Raw genomic sequence first — 25,994 nt, 5'->3', positions numbered from 1 at the left:
GACTACTAAACGCTACATATAATTAGGAGGAGCAATAGATGAAAAATCCCATTCCAGTAACGGTTTTAAGTGGTTATTTAGGGTCAGGAAAAACAACACTGCTAAACCATCTTCTCAAAAATCGTGATGGTTTAAAAATAGCTGTCATTGTAAATGACATGAGTGAAATTAATATTGATGCTGAACTCATTAAGCAAGGCGGGGAGTTATCACGAACGGAAGAAAAGTTAGTTGAAATGTCCAATGGCTGTATTTGTTGTACATTAAGAGAAGACCTGTTAATCGAAGTAGAGAAATTAGCGAAAGCCGGGAATATTGATTATATCGTAATTGAGTCGACTGGAATCAGTGAACCGACACCTGTTGCACAGACATTTTCATATATTGATGAAGAACTCAATATTGATTTAACACAATATTGTCGTCTCGATACGATGGTAACAGTCGTAGACGCCAATCGTTTTTGGCAAGATTATCGTTCAGGAGATAGTTTACTAGATCGTAAGGAAGCTTTAGGAGAGGATGACACGAGAGAGATTGCAGATTTACTGATTGATCAAATTGAGTTTTGTGATGTACTAATAGTAAATAAATGTGATCTAGTAACAGAAGAAGAATTAGAAAAATTAGAACAAGTACTTACTACCCTGCAACCGAAAGCAAAGATCATACGAAGTGTAAGAGCTGAAATAGACCCTAGTGAAATATTAAATACAAGATTATTTAATTTTGAAGAAGCAAGCAATTCAGCAGGATGGATTCGTGAATTGACCGCTGGACATGAGCAACATACACCGGAAACAGAAGAATATGGGATATCCTCTTTTGTATATTTTAGAAGAGAACCGTTTCATTCCGTTCGTTTTCAAAATTGGTGTCAATCTATGCCTAAAAACATTGTAAGAGCAAAAGGAATTGCATGGTGTGCAACTCGAAATAATCTAGCGCTCCTCATGTCCCAGGCAGGTCCGTCGGTGTCGATTGAACCGATTACTTATTGGGTAGCGAGTCTTTCCGCTGAAGAACAGAAGCAAATATTAAATGAAAACCCGCATTTATTACAAGATTGGGATGTTGAATACGGTGATCGCCACACGAAGCTTGTTTTTATAGGTACTGACCTTGATGTAGAGGAGATAATAAAAGACTTAGACGGGTGCTTATTGACAGATTCTGAAATGGCGAGTGATTGGCAGGCATTAGAAGATCCGTTTCATTGGAATTTACAATCGACATAAAAGATTGATAGTTTTTAAAAATTGTACTATTATAGACTTGTTCAATTAACTTTATACAATAATTAGAAAAATAGGTGTCTAATAGACTTAATAGGGAATTTGGTGTAAATCCAAGACTGTCCCCGCAACTGTAAGTGCAGATGAAATGAGGGTACCACTGTATATGTCGCTTTATCGGTCCATATATGGGAAGGCTCAAAGTAAGGTGAAGCACAAGTCAGGAGACCTGCCTATCATTCTAGTTTCGAATCTTCGGGGGGTGAGATGTTGAAACGGCATATATGGCTTGATAGGTAAAGTTTGTGAAGTTGCTATATTATTTTTTATGCCGTTTATTTGATAAACTCTTTCGAATCCGAAAGAGTTTTTTTAGTTTTACACATTACCTTTTATAAAACCATTGAAAAAGCAACTACAGAAAGTGATGACGTAAAACGAAATTGCTATAACTTATTAAATACTAGGAGGAGGAATAGTAATGAAAATAAAGTTTATTGTATTATTACTTGGTTTATCTATGATTTTTAGTTTATTAGGATGTTCAGCAGACAGCGAAGAAGTCATAAACCATGATGAAAACAAGGTAGACCTGAGTGTAGATCACGTAGAAAGCGGACAAACTGTGACATTTGAAGATAGTGCAGGAAGCGAAATAACGTTAGAACTACCTTTAGAGCGTGTGGTTGTTTTAAATAGAAACACAGCAGAAGCTTTAAAAGTATTAGGTGTAAATGAACAAATTATCGCGACAGGTGACACTACTGTTGAGAATAATCCTTACTTAGGTTTTGGTGATAGACCAGACGTAGGTAAAACTAGCGAAGTGAACTTAGAGCAGATTCTAAGTTTAGAACCAGAAGTCGTTTTTACATATACAAATCGTCCGGATTCAATGTTAGAAGAGAAGTTAGAGCCAGCTGGGATAAAAGTTGTCCGATTAAATAATTACTTGCCTGTACAAATGGATCGAGAACTCGCTATTCTAGGTATGTTGTTTGAAAAAGAAGAAACAGCTAATGAATTTTTAGAATGGAAAACAGGATTAGAAAAGAAATTAGAAGATCGTGTAAAAGAAATTCCAGAAGACGAAAGAAAAAGTGTTATGGCTTTATCTGTTGGTTTTCTTAATTCCCAAGGAGGTTATCGGATTTTCCCAAGTGAAACGATTGAGGGCACCCCTGGAGTTGGTGAAGGGTATGCAACGATATTAGCAGGCGGGTTGGATGCTGCTGATGTGAAATGGGATGCCAGTGAAGAGTCTACGACGATATTAGTAGATGAAGAATATGTAGTAGAAATCAATCCAGAAGTACTAACTTTACATGGAACGTGGCTAGGAGGTTATGAAACAATCGACACTACTGAACATAAAGAGGTGTATGAAAATATTATTAATACTACCTCTGTTCCACAATTAAAAGCCTATCAAAACGAAGATATTTTCATTTATCATACGAATTTTATTGGGTCAGACAAGCGATATATAGGTGTGCTTCAATTAGCTAAAGACTTATATCCGGATCGTTTTAAGGATATTGAGCCAGAACAGTACGCACAAGAATATTTCGAAAGATGGTTAGGTGTTGAGTATAAAGGGGTTTGGTTTTATTCACCAAAACAATAGAGAAAGGTTATTGTAGATGGAATTTGTAAAGAGTGAAAAAAGTATAGAGGCGTATTATCACGCCTCTACCAAGAAGAAAGTTGTTTTACTTGTTTGCTTACTTCTTATATTTTTATTGTCAATTTTATATTCTGTTCGCGTAGGGACAGTAAGTTTAACTTATAGTGAATTATTTTCACTTATTCTAGATTTCATCTCTAATGGGGAACTAAGCATAAATGGATATATATTGTTTGAAATTCGTTTGCCCAGAATTGTAATGGCGGTTCTAACCGGTATGGCGTTAGCCAGTGCTGGGGTAATTATGCAAGCCATTTTACGTAATCCATTAGCAAGTCCATTCACGTTAGGTGTTTCTAGTGGAGCCGCTTTCGGAGCAGCTTTGGCTATTGTATTAGGGACCAGCGTGTTTGGCTTAAATGTAGTTGCAAGTGGACAATGGTTAATTGCGGTAAATGCGTTTATCTTCGGTTGTATTGCTGTATTTGCTGTATATGGTATTGCAAAAGTTAAAAATGGATCCACAACGGTATTAATTTTAGCTGGTGTCGCTATTGGTCAACTGTTTTCTGCTGCCGTATCAACACTGAAGTATTTTTCAAATAATGAAGCCTTAAAAGATCTAGTTGTTTGGCTCATGGGAGGGTTTTGGGGTGCTAGCTGGTCTGTAATTCAGTTTCTATTCCCTCTTATTCTCATAGGTTTTTTATTGTTATTAAAAATATCATGGGATTTAAATGCTTTAAGTTCAGGTGAAGAAGTAGCTAAATCTTTAGGAGTAAATGTGAAACGATTAAGGTTATCTGCATTACTAATCTCAACATTTATTGCCTCAGCAACCATTGCTTTCACGGGAATTATTGGATTTATTGGATTAGTGTCACCTCATATAAGTAGAATTTTAATTGGTGTCGATATTCGGTTTCTACTTCCTTGTTCATGTTTAGTTGGTGCTATTTTACTTTTATTATCGGATACATTTGCTAGAACCGTTCTTTCTCCCATTGAAATACCAGTTGGCATCGTTACATCCGTGATTGGTGCTCCGTTTTTCATTTATTTATTGTTACGTAAAAAGAAAGATTATTGGTCGTGAAGGTGGTCATTTGAATATTTCAGTTAAAGGTTTATCAATGAAGTTAGGAAATAAAAACGTTCTACAGTCTATATTCGCAACATTTGAACAAGGTAAGGTTACGACTATTATTGGACCTAATGGGGCTGGGAAGTCAACTCTATTAAAGTGTTTAGCAGGAGTTTATCGTTACAAAGGAGCCGTTTCAATAAAAAATAAAGAGTTAAATGATTATTCCCTAAAAGAGCGTGCGAGACTAATTGGTTATGTCCCACAATCAAGCGGACAAACCTTTCCCCTGACGGTAATGGAAAAGGTTTTATTAGGCAGAAAACCCTATATAAAATGGGGAGTTCAACGTCGAGATTTACAAATTGTAAATGATATCTTGGTAGAACTTGAAATAGAAGACATTGCTCATTGCTATTTAGATGAAATAAGCGGTGGGCAGCGACAAAAAGCTGAAATAGCTAGAGCTTTGGCTCAAGAAGCAGAAATTTTAATGCTAGATGAACCAACTTCAGCCTTAGATATTAGGTATCAATTTGAAGTGTTACAGTTAACGAGAAAGCTAGCAGATGAAAAAGGACAATTAGTTATTCTGGTGTTACATGACTTGGAGCTGGCTACAAGGTTTTCGGATAAGATTTATCTGCTTAAAGAAGGAAAAGTGTGGAGTGAAGGATCTCCAACCGAAGTTTTAACAAAGAAAAGTTTACGTGAGGTTTATGGTGTAGAAGCGTTTATAGAGCAGACTCATCTTGGTATGAAAATCACTGTTGAAGGGCCCAAAGATTGAAGGTCTATAAGTAAGAAAGAGGTTAACTTTAATGAACATACGAGATCATAGGTTAAAGAATTATGAAGCACAGTGGCAAGATGGAATGAAAGACTGGGAAGGAAAACTTCCAGAAAGAATGGTGGATGATCTTACGGAAGAAGCTTTCTGGAAGAAGATATTAAAGGAAAGAGAAAATCAGGAAGTGCCTGACCGGTATGTAAAAGAAATATTTGGTGCCTTATCTTCGATGTTCGGTGCTGAAGAACATATTCTAGAAATTGGACCAGGATGGGGAAATTATACATTTTCTTTAGCAGAACAGGTACAAAGGTTAACTGTGGTTGATAGTTCCAAAGCTATTCTAGATTATTTAAAGGAAGCTTGTCGAAAGCGCAAAAGGACAAATGTAGAATTCCTCCACCATAAATGGGAAGAAATGAAGTTCGAGCATCAACAGCACTACGATGTAGTCTTTGGAATTAACTGCTTTTATCGGATGAACAAAATTACCAAAGCTCTATCTTTAATTAATCAACAGGCAAAACGGTTGGCTGTTATTGGTATGACAACAGGACCTATTCAACCTCATTACGAAGTACTGCATGAAAAGTATGGTTATAAGGTAAAGCATCCCCGTAGAGATTATATTGATTTACTTCAGTTACTTTATAGCTTAGGTATATACGCCAATTGTAAGATGTTACCTTTAACAAGAACTTACGAATTTTCTAACTATGAACAATTACTTAAAGAAAATACAAGTAAAATCCTTACCGTTGACTATAAACTGGAGGATGTTGAAAAGTCTTTAAGTAAGTTTGTTCAATTTAAAGACGGAAAGTACATCTATGATCACCATTTTCATGTAGCCATCATTTCGTGGTGCCCCAAACATTAGAATTGAATTGCTTCTCTTGGGCATTAACGAAGGTTATGAGCTTGTATTTAATCGGAATAATTCTTATTTAAATTGAATATAGTTAGGAATTAGAGCGAACGAATTTAGAGAGGATGAATTCCGGTGGCTAAAATTCCTGTCTTTGTGTTAAGTGGTTTCTTAGGAAGTGGAAAAACGACGTTATTACTTCGGCTATTAGAAGAATGTTCACGGCGTCAGTTAAAACCAGCAGTATTGATGAATGAGCTAGGAAGTACAGATACAGATGGTGCTATTATTTCAAATGATCGAAAAGAACAAGTGGTCGAAAAGTTACTAGACGGTTGTATCTGTTGTAATAAAAAAGGTGAGGTTGTTGCAAGCATTGAAAAATTATTATTACAAAAGCCAGATGTGATCTTCATCGAATTAACGGGTGTAGCAAATCCTGAAGAGATAGCGGATTCTTTGACTGAGCCTCAATTTATAGACCGGTTGAGTCTTCAACAAGTCATCACTTTATTAGATGCAGAAAATGTATTAGATTATAACAGCATCTTTGAAGCTGATCGAAATCTTGTTGAAACAGTGAAAAGACAAACGGAAGTAGCCGACTTATTAATTATAAATAAGATTGATTTAGTGGACTCGGCAAGAAAAACAAAGATTAACAAGATACTTAGGAAACAAAATAACAAAGCAGAGATTTGTTTTACAAACTACAGTGAAATTGACCTTGACTCAGTCTTAAACCCCATTCAGCAGAAAAGACCTAGACAGGAAATAAGAGTTACATTTAATAAGAAAAGTCAAGAAGGTAAACAGGAAAAACATGAACATAAGAAGTCCTATTCTCGTATTCAAACCATATCACTACCTATTCCACAGCCAATCCGAGAAAAAGAGATTGAGAAATTTCTAAAAAGATATAAATCATCCATTTTAAGGGCAAAAGGGTACATTCCATTAGCAGGTAAAAACCAAACCTTCTTAATGCAACATGTTGTTAAAAGAACCTCCTGGGAACCTACCACCTATACAGGTGAACATTATTTAGTAGTAATCGGGATCGATCTAAACAAAGATGAACTAACGACCCAATGGCAAATCCAGTGCCAGGCACCTTTAGTGAACTAAAGGTGCCTGGCACCATTTTTTATGGTGCCGTTTTTTATATTTATTTTGGTTGATTACAAGTACATAATTTTCCTTTTTCTTTAAATACTAATGGTGTAAGGATTACATAGAGAAAGGAGACTTACCATGCAACTTAATGAGTTAGAGTTACAAAACCTTCGCCACTTAATTGGGGGACATGAAACGGTTGCTAAAAAGCTTGATGCGTATGCTGCAAATTGTAACGATCCGCAAATCGTACAAATGTTACAAAATGATGCACAAGCGGCTAGAAACTCGAAACAACAACTGATGTCATTTTTAAATCAGCAATAAGGAGGGTAATACGATGAATGAAAAAGATATGATGAATGATTATTTATCAATGATTAACGCTAGTTTAACAACGTATGCTAACGTTATTTCGCAAACGGACAACCCGCAACTTCGTCAAACTATTCAACAAATGAGAAACCAAGACGAAGCGCGTCAGTATACAGTATACAATGCAGCAAAACAAAGAGGATATTATAAGCCTGCAGCTCCTGCACAACCGCAAGAAATTCAACAGGTTCGATCCGAGTTAAGCGGTCAATAGTATTCAAGCGGCGACTAACTATACTGTTAGTCCCGCTTTTTTTGCCATCTGCTAGATAGTTCACCCCGTATACAACAACTTCTCACATGTAGCAACACCTCTTTGAAACACACCAATCAACCGTTAGTAGTTATCTAATAAAAAATTACAAAAGTAAAAACTCTAAATCAGAACTATTCTTTTTTACAGGAATGTTTTAGTCTTGTCCGCATATACCTCTAATAATGTGTGTTCAAAAAGGAGGACAAAAAGATCCGAGAAGTTCGTGAAAGCGTAGTCTCCGAGCACTTGAGCGTATGGTATTAATACGTGAAGCGCGGAAGAGCAAGCTGACAAAGAAATTCGAGAGAGATTTTTCCCGGACTTTTTGAACAACCTCTAATAATGAATTAATTTGGAGGATACTTTATGCAAAGAGGTACGAACCCCTATTTAGTTGAGATTACGGGATTTATTTTGCTTGGCCTTGTATCTTTTTTAATTTTTTATAGCCCTGTTTTGGCTGAACAAGGACAAGGTTTGCCCGCTTCATTACTAATTTTTAACACCATTTTTTTAAGTATATTAATAGAAGCAATTCCTTTCGTTTTAATTGGTGTATTCATTGCCGGGCTGATCCAAGTCTTTATAACTGAGGAACATATACGTCGATGGATACCTAAAAATCGAGTGCTCGCTGTCGTAGCCAGTTGTTTTATTGGGGCTCTTTTTCCTGCGTGTGAATGTGGAATTGTTCCAATCGTACGTCGTTTAGTTGCAAAAGGTGTTCCCATATTTGCAGGAGTTGGTTTTCTTTTAACTGGACCACTCATTAACCCGATCGTTGTAGGTTCAACGTATATGGCCTTTGGGAATGATTTGCGAATGGCTTTATTACGAATGGGTTTGGGTCTAGTGATTGCGCTTATCATTTGTGCTTTAATTAGTATGCTGTACAAAGGCAGTCAGTTTAGATGGTCTCACGCTACTATGCCAATTGAAAGTAGTCAAAAGCTTCCTTTATTTGAACGGTTAAAGTCGATGTGTCACCATTCAGTCGATGAGTTTTTTGAGATGGGAAAATATTTAATGATTGGTGCACTTTTAGCAGCTTTTATTCAAACTTATGTTTCTTCGGCATCATTACTAGGTCTAGGGGAAGGTATTCTTATGTCTACGGTCGTCATGATGGGACTTGCCTTTTTACTATCCTTATGTTCAGAAGCTGATGCTTTTATTGCTGCCTCATTTCGCCATCTATTTCCGCAAACTTCTTTACTAGGATTCCTGATTTATGGGCCGATGCTTGACTTGAAAAACTCATTGATGTTGCTGGCAGTATTTCGTTTTCGCTTTGTGATCGTATTAATGTTACTCATTACTGTGACAGTGTTAGGCGTATTAATGATTGCTCATCCATTTTTATAAAGGGTGGTAGAGATTATGTATTTTTATATTCATCAAGCAATTAGAGCAATAATTTTATTAAGCTTTGCAGGTTTTCTTTTCAAATTACACTACTTTGATGAGATTGCCCATTATATTAATCCTAAATATATTGGGTTTAGCCAAGTGGCATCTATTTTATTTTTGTTCCTTTTCTTTATTCAAGTTCCGCGAATTTGGAGCACTAAAAAGGAAGAAGACCTCCATGAAAACTGTGGCCCATGGGGATGCAATCACGACGATGCCTTTACAAACCGAGTAACGGTTCGTAACGGAATTATTTATATGATTATTTGTCTTCCTGTTGTAACAGGCCTATTACTGCCTGCAAATGCATTAGATGCTTCGATTGCTATCAATCGCGGTGCACTCATGCAACAGCAGTCGCTGAATCAAGACATTCATCATGGTGATCATGAGGGTCACTTTCATCTGCATTCGGACCATGTCGATGAAGAAATATGTTTACCTATTGAAAAGGCAGAAGTTGAGTTGTTGGAGAGCGGGAATGAGGAGCATGTGATTGTCATGGAAAAAACGAGTTTTGCTCAGCAGTTTTATGCGATCACAGAAAATGCAGAAAAGGTACGGGGTAGAGAAATAGTCATTGATGGGTTTGTCTTGAAAGAGGAGAATTTATCCCATAATCAACTGTTCGTTGGGCGATTTTTAATTACACACTGTGTTGCGGATGCGAGCGTAATTGGATTTTTAGTTGAAACTGAAAAAGAAGTCGCAATTCCAGAGGGAAGTTGGGTAAGAGTAAAAGGGATAATTAACGTGAGCAGACATGGTCATGAAGAAGTTCCAATCATACGAGTCAAGCAGTTAGATGTTATAGAAAAACCAAAGGAACCTTATATTTATCCGTAAAAAAACATAAATGTTCATCCTGTTCATCAGTACCGGTTTATGACAAGGAGTTTACTAATGAAATAGAAAAAATCTTTTTTTGGCGGACACACTGGACCTTATTTTCATAAGATCTATCATTTTACAGCTGTTTGCGGACTGAGAGGACCTTATTTGAGCATTTTTCATGTAAAAGACTGATTTTTTTAGTCAATAAGAGCTTCTGAGTCCGTTAAATCTTCGAGACTTCTGTTTTTTTCACAATTAGGGGCTCGGGAGTCCGCTTACACTTTGTTCAAGAGGCTGGATTCTGACCTGAGTTTAAGTTAATCCCTAGACTAGAACTGGATATAAACGGCCTCAATAAAACAGTGGTGAAAATCATCATTTGATTTACACCACTGTTTTTATTTTGCTACATAATATACTCTTCGATAATAATACTGAGCTCGTCAATGAAACTACTAATCAATTTTTTTCATAACAGCTACTCGATGATTTCCCCTGTACCGCTGATCAGCTTTAATTGATCATTCTCATACCCAACATGATATTCTACTTTGTATTTTTCAGTTATTACTTCTTCATCTTTACGTTCTTCCGCATGTATAATCGCAAAGACAGTTACTGTTTCTCCTTCAGTCCGAGTATAAATGTCATCAATAATGACGGAACGTGTATTTAAGTAGCCTTCTCTAAATTGTTCATAACTCGTATTCAATTGCCATGAATTTCCTAACAATGAATAAGCATTTACAAAATCTTGTTGATCTATGCTTTCATAGAAATATTGTACTAGATACGTTGCTATGCTTTCTGTAGATGAAGCAATATGATCTTCATTGACCGAATACTCCATTGAAGGTAAAGATGTCATTGGTGTTTCCGACCAACTCGTAACAAGAGGGAGGATATCGATAATGGGAATACTAAACCCAATCGTACCAACCTCGGTTGCCGCAGAGTTGATCCCAATGACTTCTCCACTTTTAATCAAAATAAGTGGTCCACCACTATTGCCAGGTGCAATCGGCGCAGAAAATTGATAGGCATTTTCGTAATGATAGTGATCAATTTCAAAGCTGCGTTCAACGCCACTAATAATTCCAGTTGTGACTGTATTTTGATAACCAAGCGGGCTGCCTAATGCAAGTACTTCATCACCTAACTCAGGGGGATAATCTTTTGCAAGTGGTAGAGGCTCAATGTCTTTTATGTCCGGCACACGAATGAGGGCGATGTCGGTGTCTGTACTTATTCCGATAACAGTTCCATCGTACTCCCTTGTGTCGGCCAACTTAACTTTTACCTCGTCTGTTCCTGCTACAACATGGGCGTTAGTGATAATATCGCCCATGTTGTTATAAATGAAACCTGAACCGACTGAGCCAGTCCTTTCAACTTCAATCATAACGACTGATTTTTGCGTTTGATGAATAATTTCTTTTACACTTTTCTCTTCTGTGTCTTCTCTAGATGCCTCTAACTCACTTAGTATTATAGATTCGACCTGAAGTTGAGCTGGAACCCAGTCGGCGATAAAGAAATATGCTAAAATACCAAGTACCCAAATGAGAGTCGTTGATATGATACTAGCTATCCATTTATTTTTCATTTGTAAACCATCCTTTAGTCAATCTGCCAAGTTATACTTTCAACAGAAACACTTAATTCTTCAAATACGCCATAGTAAGAGTGACTAAAACGTCCTGTTTCTCTAGGTGCCAGTTCAAATGGATAAACAGAAGTTACCGATTCCGATACTAGTTCTTCGTCTTCATTAAAGATAGAGTAATGGATGTCGATCGAATAAATGGTTGTTGTTCCATTATTTATAACATCACCAGAGAGATAAACGTCTCCAAACTCATCTAGTTCAATATCAATCGAAGTGATATCTACAGCTTCGGTTCGGTTTTTTAAATCTTCTTTTGCTGCTGCAACCATCGCTGCTTCAAGACGGTTTTGTTCGGCTTTTTCAAAAGCTAGTTTTTCATCGTTTACTCTATCAATAAAAGATAAGAGCTTTTCATCGTTAATTGCATATTGGAGTCCTGCTTCTAACGCATAGAGTGCTTTTGAAAATTCATGCTTTTGCAAATGAATTTCTGCTTTCTCATATGAAAGCTGAACAATTTTATTTAAAATTTGTTGTTTTATTTTTTCCGCTTCTTCACCATTAAAAGAAGAAAGGCTAGATAGTTTCTGTCCTAATTCTGCAACGGTTTCAAGCTCATTTAATTCCATTTTGGCTTCTGCTACCGTTAAGTTAATCTCGGTATTCTCGAAACGTAATTGGATCGGTTGAAGCAAAGGAAGATAATTAGTTTCATGCATATGTTCTTTTAAATTCTTTATGTGATAAGACGCCTGAATGACTTGATTTAATTGAATTAAGTCATCAATCTCATGTAACTTCTGTTCATATTGGAGTGCTAACTTAACCAAATCTCGATACTGTTGAAACATCGTGATTTCTCTTAATTCAAGTGCTTCTGCTATTTTCTTTTCCGCTTTTTCATATTCACCTGCAGTAAAGTTAGATTCAATTTGTCGATTTAATGATGCGATCTGAGTATTAATTGAGGCTTCATAGTAGTAATATGAAATCAGTCCAATCGTAACGAAAAGAATACTTACTACAGGAAGTAGCCATAAAGTTAGTGTCTTTACTTTGCTATGTTGTTTTTTAGGTGGGAGAGTAGTAGAGTAAGAGTCTTCTTCAGTAGTTGCACTAACTTCGTCTAGGTTTTCCATAAATGCTGTCCCACACTTTGGACAATATCTTTCGGTTTCTAAACGTTTATTCCCACACGAGTGACAAAACATGTTTTGTTACCAGCCTTCCTTAATAAAAATACACATAGTGACATTATAGTACAAATTATGAGCGATTCTAATAGACCAATAGTATCAACAAAAACTTAATAAAGCTTTAAAACTATTAACAAGTTATTTAGTATATATTATTAATTGGGAGGTGACAAACCTAAATTATATCCAATAAATAAGAAAATAAAGAAACGTCTACACAAGTGAAAACCTTTTTAACTCCTCTTAACGAAGCATGTCCCCAACAATAATTTTCTCCAAGCTTTAGGCTGTAGCACCTTTATTATTACCCTGTCGATTGCTAAAAGTCTTATTAAAGATCACCTCTACAAAATAAAAATGATGAGCTATCTCTAGCTGTCACGCAATTTTGACTAAAGAATTGAATGATGCAAGAAAAGGTCTGGTATACTAGGAAAATGAAAATGATCATTATGGAGGCATTTGAATGGCGGAAATTAAATTTGAAATTGAAAAAAATATCGGAGTATTATCTGAAAATGCAAAAGGATGGAAAAAAGAACTAAATTTAATTAGTTGGAATGGAAGAGAAGCAAAGTTTGACCTGCGTGATTGGGATCCAAATCATGAAAAAATGGGTAAAGGACTCACTTTATCAAGGGAAGAGGTTATTGAATTAAAAACGTTACTCAATAAGCTGGACGTTTAAAATCCAACATAAATTTAGCTAAACAGGTGTTTACGTCATAAGCACCTGTTTTTTGCTATTTTATTGAGATTTAGGTACTTTTCTGATAATAATATATATTAGGAAAACTAAAAATCGGGTTAAAAGAGGTGGGAAATGGAACTTGCTGAACAGAAAGAACATATAACGGTGAAAAATGAGAGGTTACTTTATGTCGGATTATTCATTAATGTACTCATTATCGTTATGAACACAACGATGTTTAATGTAGCGATACCTGAGATTATCATTCATTTTTCACTCACCCCGTCATCAGCATCGTGGATCGTAACAAGTTATTCGGTTGTATTTGCAGTGGGAACCGTGTTGTATAGTAAGCTTTCTCAACAAAAGTCGATATCTACACTATTCACGGTTGGACTTTCCTTGTTCGGAATTGGCTCGATTGCCGGCGTTCTAGCTGTAGACTATACAGTTTTATTGTTATCAAGAGTAATTCAAGCGTCAGGTGCTTGTTGTGTTGCTGCTCTAGGTATCGTCATTATATCGAGATATATCGCTATTGAACGGCGGGGGCGGGGAATGGGCGTTGTATCTGCAGCTTCTACACTAGGGTTTGGTTTAGGTCCACTTATAGGCGGCATTATTACTCAATATTTAGGTTGGTCTTTTTTATTTGTCATTAGTTTAGTTGGTGTGTTGACTTTACCGATTTATTTATACAATTTACCTAAAGAGCGATCAACGGCTCAGTCCATTGATTTTTTAGGACTTATCTATTTACTAATAGGAGTCATTTCCCTCCTTATTTTTATAACGACTAGTCAGTTTATTTTTTTACTTGGCAGCTTATTCTTTGTTATCTTCTGGCTGCATATAAAAAAGGTGAAAAATCCAATGATACCACCCGACCTTTTAGCAAATAAAGTATTTATCTCAATTGTATTGATTGGTTTCTTAATTTTCTTTATTAACTTTTCTCTCTTATTTTTAAGTCCATTACTTTTAGCAAAAGTATTCAATACCTCTAGTGCGATGATTGGAATGATTATATTCCCAGGTGCCATGTTATCTGCTATTCTTGCAATCTATATTGGCAGAATGATGGAGCGAATCGGTTCTACATCAATCATTGGGTTTGGGATTAGTCTATTACTTGTTTCAACAAGTTTATTTGCCTTATTGAGTCATTTAACTTCTATAACTGTTATCTTTTTTTATCTTATTTCCAGTATAGGTTTTTCATCCATTACGATGGGTTTACCTAATTACCTTTCTAATTATCTAAGTAGTGAAAAGTTTGCTTCGAGTATAGGTGTTCTCCAACTTTGTCAATTTATCGGTGGAGCTTTTGGCGTTTCTGTTTCAGGAAAACTATTAGAATTTCAGGTTTTTCAGACGATTGCACTACCATTTTGGAGTGGTGGTAACCAAGCTTTTGGCATGAGCTATTTGTTTTTAGTTGTGCTATCCATTGTGGCATTAAGTATTTTTTACTTTCTAAAAATCACAACAAAAACACGAACAATTAATAGTTGACACAAAGATATCGTTTGTATTATTATTCTCTAGGTGATGAAAAATAGAAACTATTATTATATTGTTCGTATATCCTCAATGATATGGTTTGAGGGTCTCTAGATGGAACCGTAAAGTCCTAACTACGAACGGGAGTGCATGATACTACCCGTTTACAGTTAGGGCTTTTTTTTCGTCTAATCGTTTCGAATATTGGAGGTCTAGGTTATGGAGAAGTTTTTTAATTTGAAAGAACGTGGGACAACGGTTAAAACGGAGTTCGTTGCTGGGATTACAACCTTTTTGACGATGGTTTATATCATTGTTGTAAATCCAGCGATTTTATCAGCTGCTGGAGTGCCGTTTGATCAAGTGTTTATGGCAACGATTATTGCAGCTGTTGTTGGGACACTTTATATGGGGCTTTTTGCAAAATATCCAATAGCAATTGCGCCAGGAATGGGGATGAATGCGTATTTTGCTAGTGTCGTTGCCACACATGGTGTTTCTTACCAAGTTGTATTTGGAACCGTTTTTCTAGCAGGGATTTTATTTGTTATACTAACATTCTCTTCATTAAGAGAAGTGCTAATTCGTGCGATTCCGAATTCGCTTAAATATGGAATTACTTCAGGTATCGGGTTATTTATTGCCTTTATTGGTTTGAAAATGGCGGGTATTGTCGTACCAAGTCCAGACACAATGGTCACATTCGGTGATTTACATCAGCCTATCACACTACTATCTATACTTGGCTTGTTTTTAACATTAATATTGATGGCAAAAAAGATAAATGGTGCCCTTTTTATTGGAATGGTGATTACAGCTGTTGTTGGACTATTTACTGGAATGCTTCAATTTGAAGGTGTCGTATCTGTACCCCCTGCTCCTGTATTCTTTGATTTAGATATTGCTGGAGTGTTTACCCACGGATTGTACACCGTTGTATTTGCCTTTTTGTTAGTTACGATTTTTGATACGACAGGGACGATGATTGGAGTAGCTGATCAAGCAGGATTAATGAAGGATGGAAAATTCCCTAGAGCGAAATCTGCTTTAATGGCAGATGCGTTATCAACGACAGTAGGTTCGACGTTTGGTACGAGCCCATCAAGTGCCTATATTGAATCGTCATCAGGTGTAGCAGCAGGTGGAAGAACAGGTTTAACATCAGTGGTTGTAGCGGTTTTATTTATACTGGCTATGTTTTTCTCTCCAGCTATTGCAGCAATCTCGTCTTTACCAGCAATAACCGCTCCTGTACTCATTATTGTAGGTTGCTTCATGATGGAGGGCTTAGCTCGGATTGATTGGAAAACATTTGACGAAGCCTTTCCGGCGTTCGCGATTATTTTAACAATGCCGCTCACATCGAGTATTGCAACTGGAATTGCGATTGGCTTCATTACCTATCCATTAATGAAATTAGTAAGTGGAAAAGGAAAAGAAGTACATCCTATTTTATATGTGTTTGGTGTCATCTTCATCATTCAAATGATTTTCTTCCCAGCACATTAATATCGTTCGCAGAGGCGCTTAGTATAAGGCGTCTCTTTTTTATAAAAATAAAAATAGTTAAATAGAGAATCCGCTAAAAAATAAAACTTATTGTAAGTTTTATTTTTTTTTGCTTTATAATTGAACAATTTTCGCTTATCGAATATACTGTTTGTATAACTATTGTATAACTTTTGTGTGATTAGTAGTGGAGGGGTGTAAAATGGCTCGAAAGCATATTGTTGTTGTTGGAGCAGGGCCAGGAGGATTGGCTGCTGCAATGCTGCTCGTTAGTCAAGGATATAAAGTAACGGTGTTTGAGAAACAGCCTTATGTAGGAGGAAGAACTTCTTCATTTCAGTTAGATGATTATACATTTGATTTAGGTCCAACCTTCTTAAGTATGCCGCACATATTAGAGGAGTTGTTTGAAGCGGCAGGAAAAAAGCTTGAGGATTACCTATCTCTAGTGGAACTGGATCCAATGTATGAGCTTAGATTTTCTGACGTCATTTTCTCACCTTCTAGAAACGTTCCTGAAACGAGAAAGAAAATCGAAGAACTGTTCCCAGGCAATGGAGAGGGGTATGAACGCTTTATGAAGCATTCGGATAAGAAACTAGACGCACTTATGCCACTTCTTCAAAATCGTCATAGTTCTTTATTGGATTATTTTCGCTTAAGAACTTTAAGAGCGTTGCCGCAACTTTCATTGGGAAGGTCTTTATACGACGTACTTGGAGACTTTTTTACAGATGAAAAACTTAAACTAGCGTTTACTTTTCAATCAAAATATTTAGGGATGTCACCATGGGAATGTCCAGGGGCGTTTAGTATTTTATCTTATATGGAACATAAATATGGTGTGTTCCACCCGCTAGGCGGCCTTAATCAAATCCCTAAGGCAATAGCTAAAGTGATTAAAGAATATGGAGGAGAAGTAGTAACTGGTGTTGGAGTAAAAAAACTATTAACGAAAGATAGAGAAATTACCGGTGTTTTGTTAGAGGATGGGGAAAAGGTACATTGTGATGATGTTATTGTCAATGCCGACTTTGCCCATGCAATGACCCATTTATTGGATGATGGATTATTAAAATCCTACTCCAAACAACAGTTAAAGAAAAAAGATTATTCGTGTTCTACGTTTATGCTGTATTTGGGAGTAAATAAAGAGTTCAAATTACCACACCATACCATTGTTTTTGCAGATGATTACAAAAAGAATGTTGAAGAAATTACAAAGACCAAAGTGCTTTCCGGTAATCCGTCTATTTATATTCAAAATGCATGTGCAACAGATCCGACGCTTGCGCCAGAAGGAAAATCGGCACTTTATATATTAGCACCAGTTCCAAATAATACGAGTTTAATTGAATGGGAGAAACATCAAAGCGAGTTTCGCCAACTCGTACTGGAGCAAATTGAAAGTCGTACTGAATTTAAAGGTCTGCAAGAGAACATCGAAGTAGAGAAAATGATTACGCCTCTTCAATGGGAGAAAGATCTATTCGTCTATGAAGGTGCAACGTTTAACTTATCACATCGCTTAAAACAAATGATGTATTTCCGACCACATAATAAATTCCAAGAGTTAAAGAATTGCTGGTTAGTAGGTGGAGGAACTCATCCTGGAAGTGGCTTGCCGACGATTTTTGAATCAGCCCGTATAACTGCAAATAGTATTTTACAAGAAAATAAAACGATGACTGTTCATCCAACCTTTGAAGAACGAACAGGAATGAGGGGTGCCCAATGAAAACAGCAATAATTGGGGGTGGCGTTGGCGGCATGATTACTGCTCTTTATTTAAGTCAGGAAGGTCATGACGTTACCATTTTTGAGAAGAAAAAAAAGCTTGGCGGCCGGTTGGCTTTTGTTGAACATGAAGGCTATAAAATAGATGAGGGACCAACGATCGTTCTGTTACCAGAAATGATTTTTCAAATTTTAGATGAAGTTGGTATTCCCAGAGATAAATTAGAGATGGTACGATGTGATCCTTTATATAAAATTGCATATCCAAATGGGTTTGAATTTTATAAATGGAGTGACGTAGAAAAACAACTTACTGAGATTAGTGAGCATTTTCCTGGTGAAGAAGAAAACTTTCAAAAATATCTCGCAGATATGGAAGAAAGGTTCCACCAAGGAAAACAAGCATTTTTAGATAGACCTTTTATCAATAAACGAGATTTTTGGACATTTAATAACATGTCTATACTGTGGAAGTTAAAAGCCTATCAATCTGTTCGAAAGCAGGCCAAAAGTTACTTTAATCATCCAAGCCTTCAGGATGCATTCTCGTTCCAAACTCTTTATGTCGGCGGAGCACCGTTTCAATCACCAGCTCTTTATTCACTCATTCCGTTTAGTGAACACTTCCATGGAGTATGGTATGTCAAGGGTGGTTATGCTAGCATTGTTTCCTTGTTTGAAAAGAAGTTGAAGGAAAATGGTGTTCAAATTTTCACCGATCATCATGTTCAATCTTTAAATATGGATAATGGGAATTGTCGAAGTGTTTGTGTTAATGGAGAACACCTCCCGTTTGACTGGATTGTCATGAATGGTGATTATCCGATGATGGAACAGCTTCTTCCATCACGTAAGAAAAAACAGTCTTATACCTCTTCTTCATCGTGTCTATTAATCTATTTAGGACTAGACCGGGTTTATGAAAATAATACGGTTCATCAATATTTTATGACAGATAACTTTGAAGACCACATGAATGATGTGTTTAATCATAAACGTTTACCAGAAAAACCTTCTATATATACGTTTCACCCTTCAGTCGTTGACTCAACGTTGGCACCAGAAGGAAAAGGAGTTCTATATATTCTTGTTCCTGTTCCAGCAAATAAAGACATCGATTGGAGTAACATCGACGATTATGTAGAGAAGGTAATTACCGAAGTTGAAGATAGAGGGTTTAAAGGACTAGGAGATGCGATTGTTTGGAAAAAAGTACGTACACCAAAAGATGCACTTATAGATGGATTATATCAAGGTGGAAGTTTTGGAATTGCGCCAACTCTTAAACAATCTGGAGTATTCCGCCCACAAGTTAAAATTGCCCCATATGAGAATGTGTTTGCAGTTGGTGCAAGTGTTCATCCTGGTGGAGGGATCCCCATCGTAATGCAAGGTGCAAAATTACTTGCTGAGCATTTACTGCACGAAGAACTTGTTCGTTCTTCATGAATGAGAGGAGGAACTATAATGAAGCAAATAGAAAAAGCTTATGAATCTTGTAGAGTCGTCATAGAGAGTCATTCCAAATCGTTTGCCAAAGCTTTTAATGTACTTCCGAGTGAAAAACGAAAGGCAGTTTGGGCAGTCTATGCATTTTGTCGTCGTGTCGATGATATCGTAGACAACGGGGGCACGTTAGAGGAGCTTCATACTTTTAAGACGGAGTTTGAGTTATTTTTAAAAGGGAGCTTTTCAGTGAATGATGATATGTGGATGGCTCTAAATGATGTATTTGAACGCTACTCGATGGAAGTTGAACCTTTTTTTGATATGATCCGTGGACAAGAAATGGATTTTGAAGTTCATGACTATCAATCACTTGAGCAATTAGAGCAGTATTCGTATTATGTAGCTAGTTCAGTAGGATTAATGTTATTACCCATCTTAGCCCCTAGTAATAATCTACATTTAAAAAGTGGTGCAATATCGTTAGGGCTTGCGATGCAGTTAACGAACATCTTAAGAGATGTTGGTGAAGATCTAGAACGTAGTAGAGTTTATATACCAGCTGATTTAATGGAAAAACATAACTACACAAAAGAAGAACTAATCAAAGGTGAAATCAACGATAATTTTATTGGTTTATGGGAAGATATTGCAACGAGGGCAGAACAATTGTATGATATCGCATTGCCAACAATAGAAGACTATCCTATGAATGCACGGTTTCCAGTAAAAGCTGCGTTACACTTTTATCGTCACATCCTACATTCGGTTAGAAAAAATAAGTATAATTGCTTTACAACGAGAGCTTATGTTTCAGATGTAGAGAAAAGGCAACTACTAAAGCAAATCATGACGACACAAGAAGCATTAGCATAACTAACACCCCGTCAAAAGAAATGATTGACGGGGTGTTGCTTTATTTATCGTGATTAATGATCAAGTTCGCTACGTTTTGACCACTTATAACGACCATAGGTGAACCTCCACCAGGATGAGTGGAGCCCCCAACAAAATAGAGATTAGCAATATCTTTGGATCGATTGGGTGTTCTGAAAAAAGCATCGATTTTTCGATTGGAAGCTCTCCCGTATAACGCCCCGCGGAACGCATTGTATTCTTGTTTAATCGATTGTGGAGTAATCAGCTGTTCATATTCAATGTGAGGGCGAATATTCAATCCAGTTCGAGATAACTTTGTATAAATTACTTCCTTGTAGTATTCGTAATCTTCATTTGTTGTACCATCTCTTGATAAAGAAGGTGCATTGACAAGAACGAATAAATTATCGCCCTTCGGTGACATTGAAAAATCAGTATAAGAAGAGTTACATATATAAATAGAAGGATCTTTTGGTAATTGCTTCTTAACTAACAGCTCATTAAATTCTTCTTGATAATTTTTACTAAAATACACTTGATGATGGATCAGGTCTTTCAAACGAGTGTTCAGTCCGATCAGAAGAACATACGCAGAAATGGATGGTTCCGTTTTTTGTATCGTAACATTTGAAAAGTGTGGACGGTCATTTTCATCAATAAGCTGAGGAAGCGAAGCTAATAAATCTCCATTTAATATGACCTCATCTGCTTCTATCGTCTCCCCGTTTGCTAATTTAACAGATGTAGCAACTTGATTATCTATGTTAATTTTAGTAACTTCTTGATTAAGATGAATATGAACCCCTAATTCTTTTGCACGTTTAGCGAGTCCTTCCGCAATGGTAGCATTTCCGCCAGATGTATAGTACACACCATCTATTAGCTCTAGATGAGCAATCATTGAAAAAGTAGCAGGGGTTAAGTAGGGTGACGAACCAATGTAAGTTGCGTAACGATTAAAAGATTGAAGAACTCTGGGGTCCGTAAAATATCGTCGGTGAAAGTGATCTAAACTTTCAAAAGGTCGTACACTAAGGAACGCTCTTCCTAAACTTGGCGATAAATATTCAGTTAAAGAAGAAAAGGATCTAGGCAAAAAATGAGATTGTGAGAGTTCGTATAAACGAGTTACTTCTTTTAGATACTTTTTATAATGCTTTGCTCCAAACACATCCATTTGGTTAAGTTGTGAAATCATGTAATCTACATCTGCTGAGAAAGAGAACGTTGTCCCATCAGAAAAATGGTTGTTCGTGTGTATATCAAGCTTTTGAAAGTGAAAATAGTCTTCCGACTTCTTATCTGTTTGTTCGATGATGCTTTTAAATACGGAAGGCATAGTAATCGTATTTGGACCAAAATCAAATGTGTATCCATCAGACTGAATTCGTTTTAGTTTCCCTCCAACATGTGTATTCTTTTCAAAGAGTTTGACTTCATATCCATTGAAAGCTAGAAGGTTGGCTGCAGCTAGCCCGCCCAATCCACCACCTATAATGACAACTTTCTTCATGTATAGCTACGTCCTTTCCAGCGATAGCCCTTTTTTTGAACACTTAGAAAAGCGGAGTAGATTAATAAAATGATAATCGTCAGAGCCGAGAAGGGCATCCACAAAAACTGCAAGTTTCGTTGTTGAGTTTTCCAATCCACAAATCCCCTGTGAATAAGCATGATCATGTAAGGTATCAAATAAAATAATTCGTTTGTTATAATGCCAGCAATTGCGAAAATCAAAGGCATGACAAAAAATACACTATAGAAGATGATGATCAAGGAAGCGAGTGGAATAGAACGACCTAACCCAACGAAGATATTTTTAGCAAAGCCATTCCAAACTTCTTTGTTCGTTTCGTACATATGACAAGACACGTCTTCGGTTAGGTTAGCGAGTAATACACGATAGCCTTTTTGTTTTACATTACGCGCTAAATGAACATCTTCGACAATGGAAGATGCTACAGAACTATGTCCACCGATCTTATGATAGACCTCTTTAGGAAAACACATAAAGGCCCCATGTGCAGCTGTAAAAGAAGATAATTTTTTTCGATTGGCGATAAATATTGGGAGGTGAAAGAACACGATAAAGTGTTGCATAGAAACTAATATTTTACTTAATAGTGTTGAATTTGGAAACTTAGGAAATCCCGTTAATAAGCCTGCATCATACACTTTCATAGTTGAAATGGTTTTCTCTATAATAGTTGGACACACTTCTACATCAGCATCAAGAAATAGCAAGTATTGTCCTTTAGCAAGTTCTCCAAGTTGTTTACAAGCGTGTACTTTACCTGCCCAACCTTTCAGTAGTGGAGCACCTTTAATTACTTTGAAGTTTTTATGTTTTTCTGTAAGCTCCATGAGCATTTTATACGTGTTGTCAGTAGACTGATCATCGAGAAAGATCACTTCTATTTTTTGATAAGTAAGCGATGTTAAACTTTCTACTAATCTCTTAATATTTCGCTCTTCATTTCGTAACGGAATTAAGATCGAAACAAGAGGAGGAGAGGAGTAAGATAAATGTACATTCTGTTTTAGTTTGGGCATAAACATCGAGTTAATTATCGTCCATATTAAAAAGATGAGATGGGTAATCGCATAATAAAACATATGTGTTCACCGCTTTCCGTTTTTTAGGGCTTTAATAAGTTCACTAACCGTTCGTTTCCCTGATAACAAGACATTATACTGGTGTGTTAGATGGTGAATAACGTCATGTCGTTGTTGATCAAGTTGTTTTGTGACAATCGCTTCTAACAATGGTGTTAATTGCTTTCTTGAATTCATTTTACCCGAGAAAACGAGGTCGCTCCCGACATGGATATATAAGTAAGGCAATTGCTGACCGCTAAATGTATAATAATAAGTAATTGGCACGACTTGAACGGTAGGAACTTTTTCAATAAGATAAGCAGCACCATTTTTAAATGAAAGAGGTCTCTTTTCCAAATGTTCTTCCTTTCCTTGAGGAAACATCCAAATGCCTTTATTTTGTAATAATAGTTGTTCAGCATAACGTAAGGTGGAAACGATTTCTTTTACACTTTGGAGGTGAATAGAAAAAGCACCGAGTCTTTTAAAAAAAGGATAGGCGACTAAGCCTTTTTCTTCCATCATCGCATAGCTGTCTATCGAAAAAAGGGTATGTGCCAAGTGAAAAGAAATCAATCCGTCCCACCATGAACTATGGTTTAACAGAAAAAGGGTTGGTTTTGCCGGGTTAATATCTGAGTCATTACGTAACATAATTTGTGAAAATGATTTCTTTAGTAGTTTTTTATTGTATTGATAGAATAGTGCTTCAAATAACGGGCTCTTTTTGGCTTCAATCATTCTTCCGTGCTCCTCTCGTCAGAAAATAGATTACGAGTAATTTAGCCATCAAAATAATCGGTAATAATGCAGCCATCCAAAGATTTGCAGTTAAAGCTATGACAACAAACATGATGATTATTTGTGCATAGAGTAAAACCATCCGAAATTCCCACGGTTTATTCGACTTCTTATTCCATACATGTTTTAAATGAAACAAAAGGTACAAAAACACATGAAGAATAAAAGAAATAATAAACCAACCTACAAAATTGGAAAAAGGTACCCCATAATAGCCCCCATCACCCATCCAGACCCAGTACTGCTTGACTTGATAAGCAACGGGATCTATTGCTAAATCCATAATGACAGCTGCTATGGCTCCAAGCAACGGGTAGACAAGCAGAACGAGCCATTTGTATGGAAGAGATTGAGCGATTCCTTTTGCGATAACATGGGTTGTCGCCATGACCATGAGCCAGGCAAAACCAATGGTGATTGGAACATTCAAGAGATGAACACCAAAATCAGGCTCGTAATAGTAATCTCCGAAAAATAGTCCATATTCTACACCAAGACTTTCAGCGCCAATTGTAAATACAAAGATAACGACAATTGCCGACCAACCTAATGGAGAACCATATTGAACGATGAAATATATGCCTCCAAGTATGCCTGCAAGAATTAGAAATACTGCGTTGGCCCACTCAAGCCATGGCGGAAGTACGTCAAGTGATAATAAAATTATTCCGATCACGTACCAAAAAATAAATAACCTGTAAGTAAATTCATGTGACTTCATATTAACCACCTATAATCTTAAAGATTGGCTATAGTACCTAAAACTGAAACACAAATCAGATCAGTACGTTAGCCTAAAAATTCGTGTATAGTTTATTATATAACTTTTGTATAACTTTTGTACATTATAAAGGGTAAAAAAAGAGATAGGTTTTTTAACCTATCTCATTAACATATTATGCGGCTTGTTTTTCATTTTCAGGTTGACGTTGAATAGTTGACTTTGAAACTTTGAAATGGCAATAAATAAAGAACAAAGCAATTGCGATATAACCAATCGTAAAATCTTGAGCCGCATTAATGGTTATAGAAGGAGCATGCATTAATCCAACAAACGAGAATAATGCTGCAACGAAAGCAAAGATCGTTGCTTTAATATAATGGCGGTCAATAATAAATACAGTGATAGCACCTAAGATAATTCCAGTGAACATTGCACCTTGTCCGAGTGGTACAATTCCTTGCGAAAGATTAGCGACAACCTCACCAGCTGCATTGTTAAAACGTGTCATAACGTAGTTGGCAAGGTACGGTAGCATAGCAACAGCAACTGCTGGGTAGTATTTTGAAGCATTGGACTGATAAGCTGTTGCTATCATTGATACACCGACAAATACAAGAATAGGAGCAATCGCTGAAACCGGAATTATAGACGAAATGGCTGCAATTAATCCGAACATCGCAGCAAAGAAAAACACAACTGCATTCAAGATACTATAGCCGCGGCCAGCGCCCATCCACTTTGATCCTACTGTGGCGATATAAACGGTTGTTGGAAAAGGTCCTCCAAAGATAGCCCCAAGCATCGTTCCAGCTCCATCGACAGCTTGACATTCGCGCACATCATAACTGTCACCGGCAGCACTCATCGCATCAACATTATTCATTGTTTCAATCGCATTATAAATCGTAATTGGTAAAATAACTGCTAGAAGCCCAATAAATGTTGTAAATAATAATCCAATTCCTTCAAATGGTGCTAATGTTGGCAAAATTGGATAAAATCCGATATTAGCCAGACCTTCACTAATTTTACTTGTGTCTGAATATCCAAGTGTAAAGGCTAGAACTGTACCAATAATAATTGCAAATAAAGATGAAGGAATATTAAACGGCATGGCAAGCTTACCGATAATACCTACAAGAATAATAGCTAAAACAACAAGTCCGACAACTGGCATTTGGAACGTTCTAAATAACATCTCACCAGCGATAAATGTTAATGCTACCCCAGCAAGTGCTCCGAGCATTGCTGGACGAGGAATGTTATTGCGGATCCAGTTTCCAGAAAAACTAATCATGACTTCAAGTAAGCCACTAAGAAATGCAGCAGCTAAAGCAATTTTCCAAGCAAGTTCAGGGTCACCGGTAATCGCATTAGTCGGCAGTAAGATACCGAAAAGGAATACGGCCATCACCGGTGTACTAATTCCATACGATAAAGCAGTTACATCTGTTCTTCCTTCTTTTTGCGCTAGGCGATTTGCTAAAAATGCATAATATAAGTTACCAAATACAACTGCAACAGCAGCACCCGGAATGACTTTTCCAAACACGATACTCGCTGGGAACCCTGCTGCAAGCAATGTAATTGTAATCAGAACAAAGTTTGCTAAGTTGTTTTGAAACAGTGAAAAGAATGCATCTGTATCTTCTTTTTTATACCAAGGATAGTTGACTGATTTTGTAGACATTGTTTGTTCTCCCTTT

The 25,994-nt window shown here is 36.6% G+C and carries 23 protein-coding genes, 1 pseudogene and 2 riboswitches; of the genes and pseudogenes, 16 read left to right on the top strand and 8 right to left on the bottom strand.

The features are described 5' to 3' along the window. Window positions 1–38: 38 nt before the first annotated feature. The 10 genes from AC2VNP_RS04035 (at window position 39) to AC2VNP_RS03990 (ending at window position 9,607) form a co-directional block, all read left to right on the top strand. A complete protein-coding gene (locus tag AC2VNP_RS04035; RefSeq protein ID WP_486916116.1) occupies window positions 39–1,238 on the top strand; it encodes a GTP-binding protein in 1,200 nt (399 codons plus the stop codon). Window positions 1,239–1,293: 55 nt separating this feature from the next. Beyond that, window positions 1,294–1,486: riboswitch (cobalamin riboswitch) on the top strand. A 230-nt stretch (window positions 1,487–1,716) separates the two neighbouring features. Next, on the top strand, window positions 1,717–2,862 hold the full coding sequence (locus AC2VNP_RS04030) for an ABC transporter substrate-binding protein (protein WP_486916115.1): 1,146 nt from the start codon (window positions 1,717–1,719) through the stop codon (window positions 2,860–2,862). A gap of 16 nt (window positions 2,863–2,878) precedes the next feature. Beyond that, complete coding sequence (locus AC2VNP_RS04025) at window positions 2,879–3,958, top strand: FecCD family ABC transporter permease (protein ID WP_486916114.1); 1,080 nt, start codon at window positions 2,879–2,881, stop codon at window positions 3,956–3,958. 10 nt (window positions 3,959–3,968) lie between these two features. Next, the gene (locus AC2VNP_RS04020; RefSeq protein ID WP_486916113.1) at window positions 3,969–4,736 is read left to right on the top strand and encodes an ABC transporter ATP-binding protein; all 768 of its coding nucleotides are present in this window, start codon (window positions 3,969–3,971) and stop codon (window positions 4,734–4,736) included. Between the two features lie 31 nt (window positions 4,737–4,767). After that, window positions 4,768–5,616 carry a class I SAM-dependent methyltransferase gene (locus AC2VNP_RS04015; protein ID WP_486916112.1) on the top strand — a complete coding sequence of 283 codons (849 nt, stop codon included), beginning with the start codon at window positions 4,768–4,770 and terminating at the stop codon, window positions 5,614–5,616. Window positions 5,617–5,739: 123 nt separating this feature from the next. Next, entirely contained in the window at window positions 5,740–6,732 is a 993-nt protein-coding gene (locus AC2VNP_RS04010) for a CobW family GTP-binding protein (RefSeq protein WP_486916111.1), read from the top strand. Between the two features lie 126 nt (window positions 6,733–6,858). Beyond that, entirely contained in the window at window positions 6,859–7,047 is a 189-nt protein-coding gene (locus AC2VNP_RS04005; protein WP_275116714.1) for a hypothetical protein, read from the top strand. A 13-nt stretch (window positions 7,048–7,060) separates the two neighbouring features. Further along, window positions 7,061–7,309 carry a spore coat protein gene (locus AC2VNP_RS04000; RefSeq protein ID WP_486916110.1) on the top strand — a complete coding sequence of 83 codons (249 nt, stop codon included), beginning with the start codon at window positions 7,061–7,063 and terminating at the stop codon, window positions 7,307–7,309. A gap of 408 nt (window positions 7,310–7,717) precedes the next feature. Beyond that, window positions 7,718–8,716, top strand: a complete 999-nt coding sequence (locus tag AC2VNP_RS03995) for a permease (protein ID WP_486916109.1) — start codon at window positions 7,718–7,720, stop codon at window positions 8,714–8,716. 15 nt (window positions 8,717–8,731) lie between these two features. Continuing rightward, window positions 8,732–9,607, top strand: a complete 876-nt coding sequence (locus AC2VNP_RS03990; protein ID WP_486916108.1) for a TIGR03943 family putative permease subunit — start codon at window positions 8,732–8,734, stop codon at window positions 9,605–9,607. A 466-nt stretch (window positions 9,608–10,073) separates the two neighbouring features. On the opposite strand, the gene AC2VNP_RS03985 is transcribed toward AC2VNP_RS03990, so the two are convergent. The 3 genes and pseudogenes from AC2VNP_RS03985 to AC2VNP_RS03975 all read right to left on the bottom strand — a co-directional run. Next, a complete protein-coding gene (locus AC2VNP_RS03985) occupies window positions 10,074–11,201 on the bottom strand; it encodes a S1C family serine protease (protein ID WP_486916107.1) in 1,128 nt (375 codons plus the stop codon). A 14-nt stretch (window positions 11,202–11,215) separates the two neighbouring features. Further along, window positions 11,216–12,343 carry an FxLYD domain-containing protein gene (locus AC2VNP_RS03980; RefSeq protein ID WP_486916309.1) on the bottom strand — a complete coding sequence of 376 codons (1,128 nt, stop codon included), beginning with the start codon at window positions 12,341–12,343 and terminating at the stop codon, window positions 11,216–11,218. A gap of 9 nt (window positions 12,344–12,352) precedes the next feature. Further along, window positions 12,353–12,415, bottom strand: a pseudogene (locus AC2VNP_RS03975) (zinc-ribbon domain-containing protein); the annotation flags it as partial. Between the two features lie 451 nt (window positions 12,416–12,866). On the opposite strand from AC2VNP_RS03975, the gene AC2VNP_RS03970 reads away from it, so the two are divergent. The 6 genes from AC2VNP_RS03970 to AC2VNP_RS03945 all read left to right on the top strand — a co-directional run bounded on the left by AC2VNP_RS03970 (window position 12,867) and on the right by AC2VNP_RS03945 (window position 20,162). After that, entirely contained in the window at window positions 12,867–13,088 is a 222-nt protein-coding gene (locus AC2VNP_RS03970; RefSeq protein ID WP_486916106.1) for a YdbC family protein, read from the top strand. A gap of 135 nt (window positions 13,089–13,223) precedes the next feature. Beyond that, window positions 13,224–14,606 carry an MFS transporter gene (locus AC2VNP_RS03965; protein ID WP_486916105.1) on the top strand — a complete coding sequence of 461 codons (1,383 nt, stop codon included), beginning with the start codon at window positions 13,224–13,226 and terminating at the stop codon, window positions 14,604–14,606. A gap of 45 nt (window positions 14,607–14,651) precedes the next feature. Next, a riboswitch (purine riboswitch) is annotated at window positions 14,652–14,751 on the top strand. A 62-nt stretch (window positions 14,752–14,813) separates the two neighbouring features. Further along, complete coding sequence (locus AC2VNP_RS03960) at window positions 14,814–16,103, top strand: NCS2 family permease (protein ID WP_486916104.1); 1,290 nt, start codon at window positions 14,814–14,816, stop codon at window positions 16,101–16,103. A gap of 202 nt (window positions 16,104–16,305) precedes the next feature. Then, window positions 16,306–17,841: a phytoene desaturase family protein gene (locus AC2VNP_RS03955; RefSeq protein WP_486916103.1), complete on the top strand. Its 1,536-nt coding sequence runs from the start codon at window positions 16,306–16,308 to the stop codon at window positions 17,839–17,841. After that, window positions 17,838–19,289: a phytoene desaturase family protein gene (locus tag AC2VNP_RS03950; RefSeq protein WP_486916102.1), complete on the top strand. Its 1,452-nt coding sequence runs from the start codon at window positions 17,838–17,840 to the stop codon at window positions 19,287–19,289. Before AC2VNP_RS03955 ends, AC2VNP_RS03950 begins: the two co-directional genes overlap by 4 nt. Before the next feature lie 18 nt (window positions 19,290–19,307). Beyond that, window positions 19,308–20,162 (top strand): phytoene/squalene synthase family protein, encoded by an 855-nt coding sequence (locus tag AC2VNP_RS03945; RefSeq protein WP_486916101.1) that lies wholly within the window; start codon window positions 19,308–19,310, stop codon window positions 20,160–20,162. A gap of 40 nt (window positions 20,163–20,202) precedes the next feature. Here AC2VNP_RS03945 and AC2VNP_RS03940 read toward each other — a convergent pair whose 3' ends face one another. The 5 genes from AC2VNP_RS03940 to AC2VNP_RS03920 form a co-directional block, all read right to left on the bottom strand. Further along, complete coding sequence (locus AC2VNP_RS03940) at window positions 20,203–21,678, bottom strand: phytoene desaturase family protein (RefSeq protein ID WP_486916100.1); 1,476 nt, start codon at window positions 21,676–21,678, stop codon at window positions 20,203–20,205. Further along, window positions 21,675–22,718, bottom strand: coding sequence for a glycosyltransferase family 2 protein (locus AC2VNP_RS03935; RefSeq protein WP_486916099.1), 1,044 nt, complete (start codon window positions 22,716–22,718; stop codon window positions 21,675–21,677). The genes AC2VNP_RS03940 and AC2VNP_RS03935 overlap by 4 nt, the downstream gene beginning before the upstream one ends. A gap of 69 nt (window positions 22,719–22,787) precedes the next feature. Then, a complete protein-coding gene (locus AC2VNP_RS03930; protein ID WP_486916098.1) occupies window positions 22,788–23,504 on the bottom strand; it encodes a lysophospholipid acyltransferase family protein in 717 nt (238 codons plus the stop codon). After that, the gene (locus tag AC2VNP_RS03925; RefSeq protein ID WP_486916097.1) at window positions 23,497–24,285 is read right to left on the bottom strand and encodes a carotenoid biosynthesis protein; all 789 of its coding nucleotides are present in this window, start codon (window positions 24,283–24,285) and stop codon (window positions 23,497–23,499) included. Before AC2VNP_RS03925 ends, AC2VNP_RS03930 begins: the two co-directional genes overlap by 8 nt. Window positions 24,286–24,460: 175 nt before the next feature. Beyond that, window positions 24,461–25,978, bottom strand: coding sequence for an NCS2 family permease (locus tag AC2VNP_RS03920; protein ID WP_486916096.1), 1,518 nt, complete (start codon window positions 25,976–25,978; stop codon window positions 24,461–24,463). Between the last annotated feature and the right edge of the window lie 16 nt (window positions 25,979–25,994).

The sequence above is a fragment of the Alkalihalobacterium sp. TH-98 genome (assembly GCF_057473385.1).
This window is presented reverse-complemented; position numbering and strand designations above follow the sequence as displayed.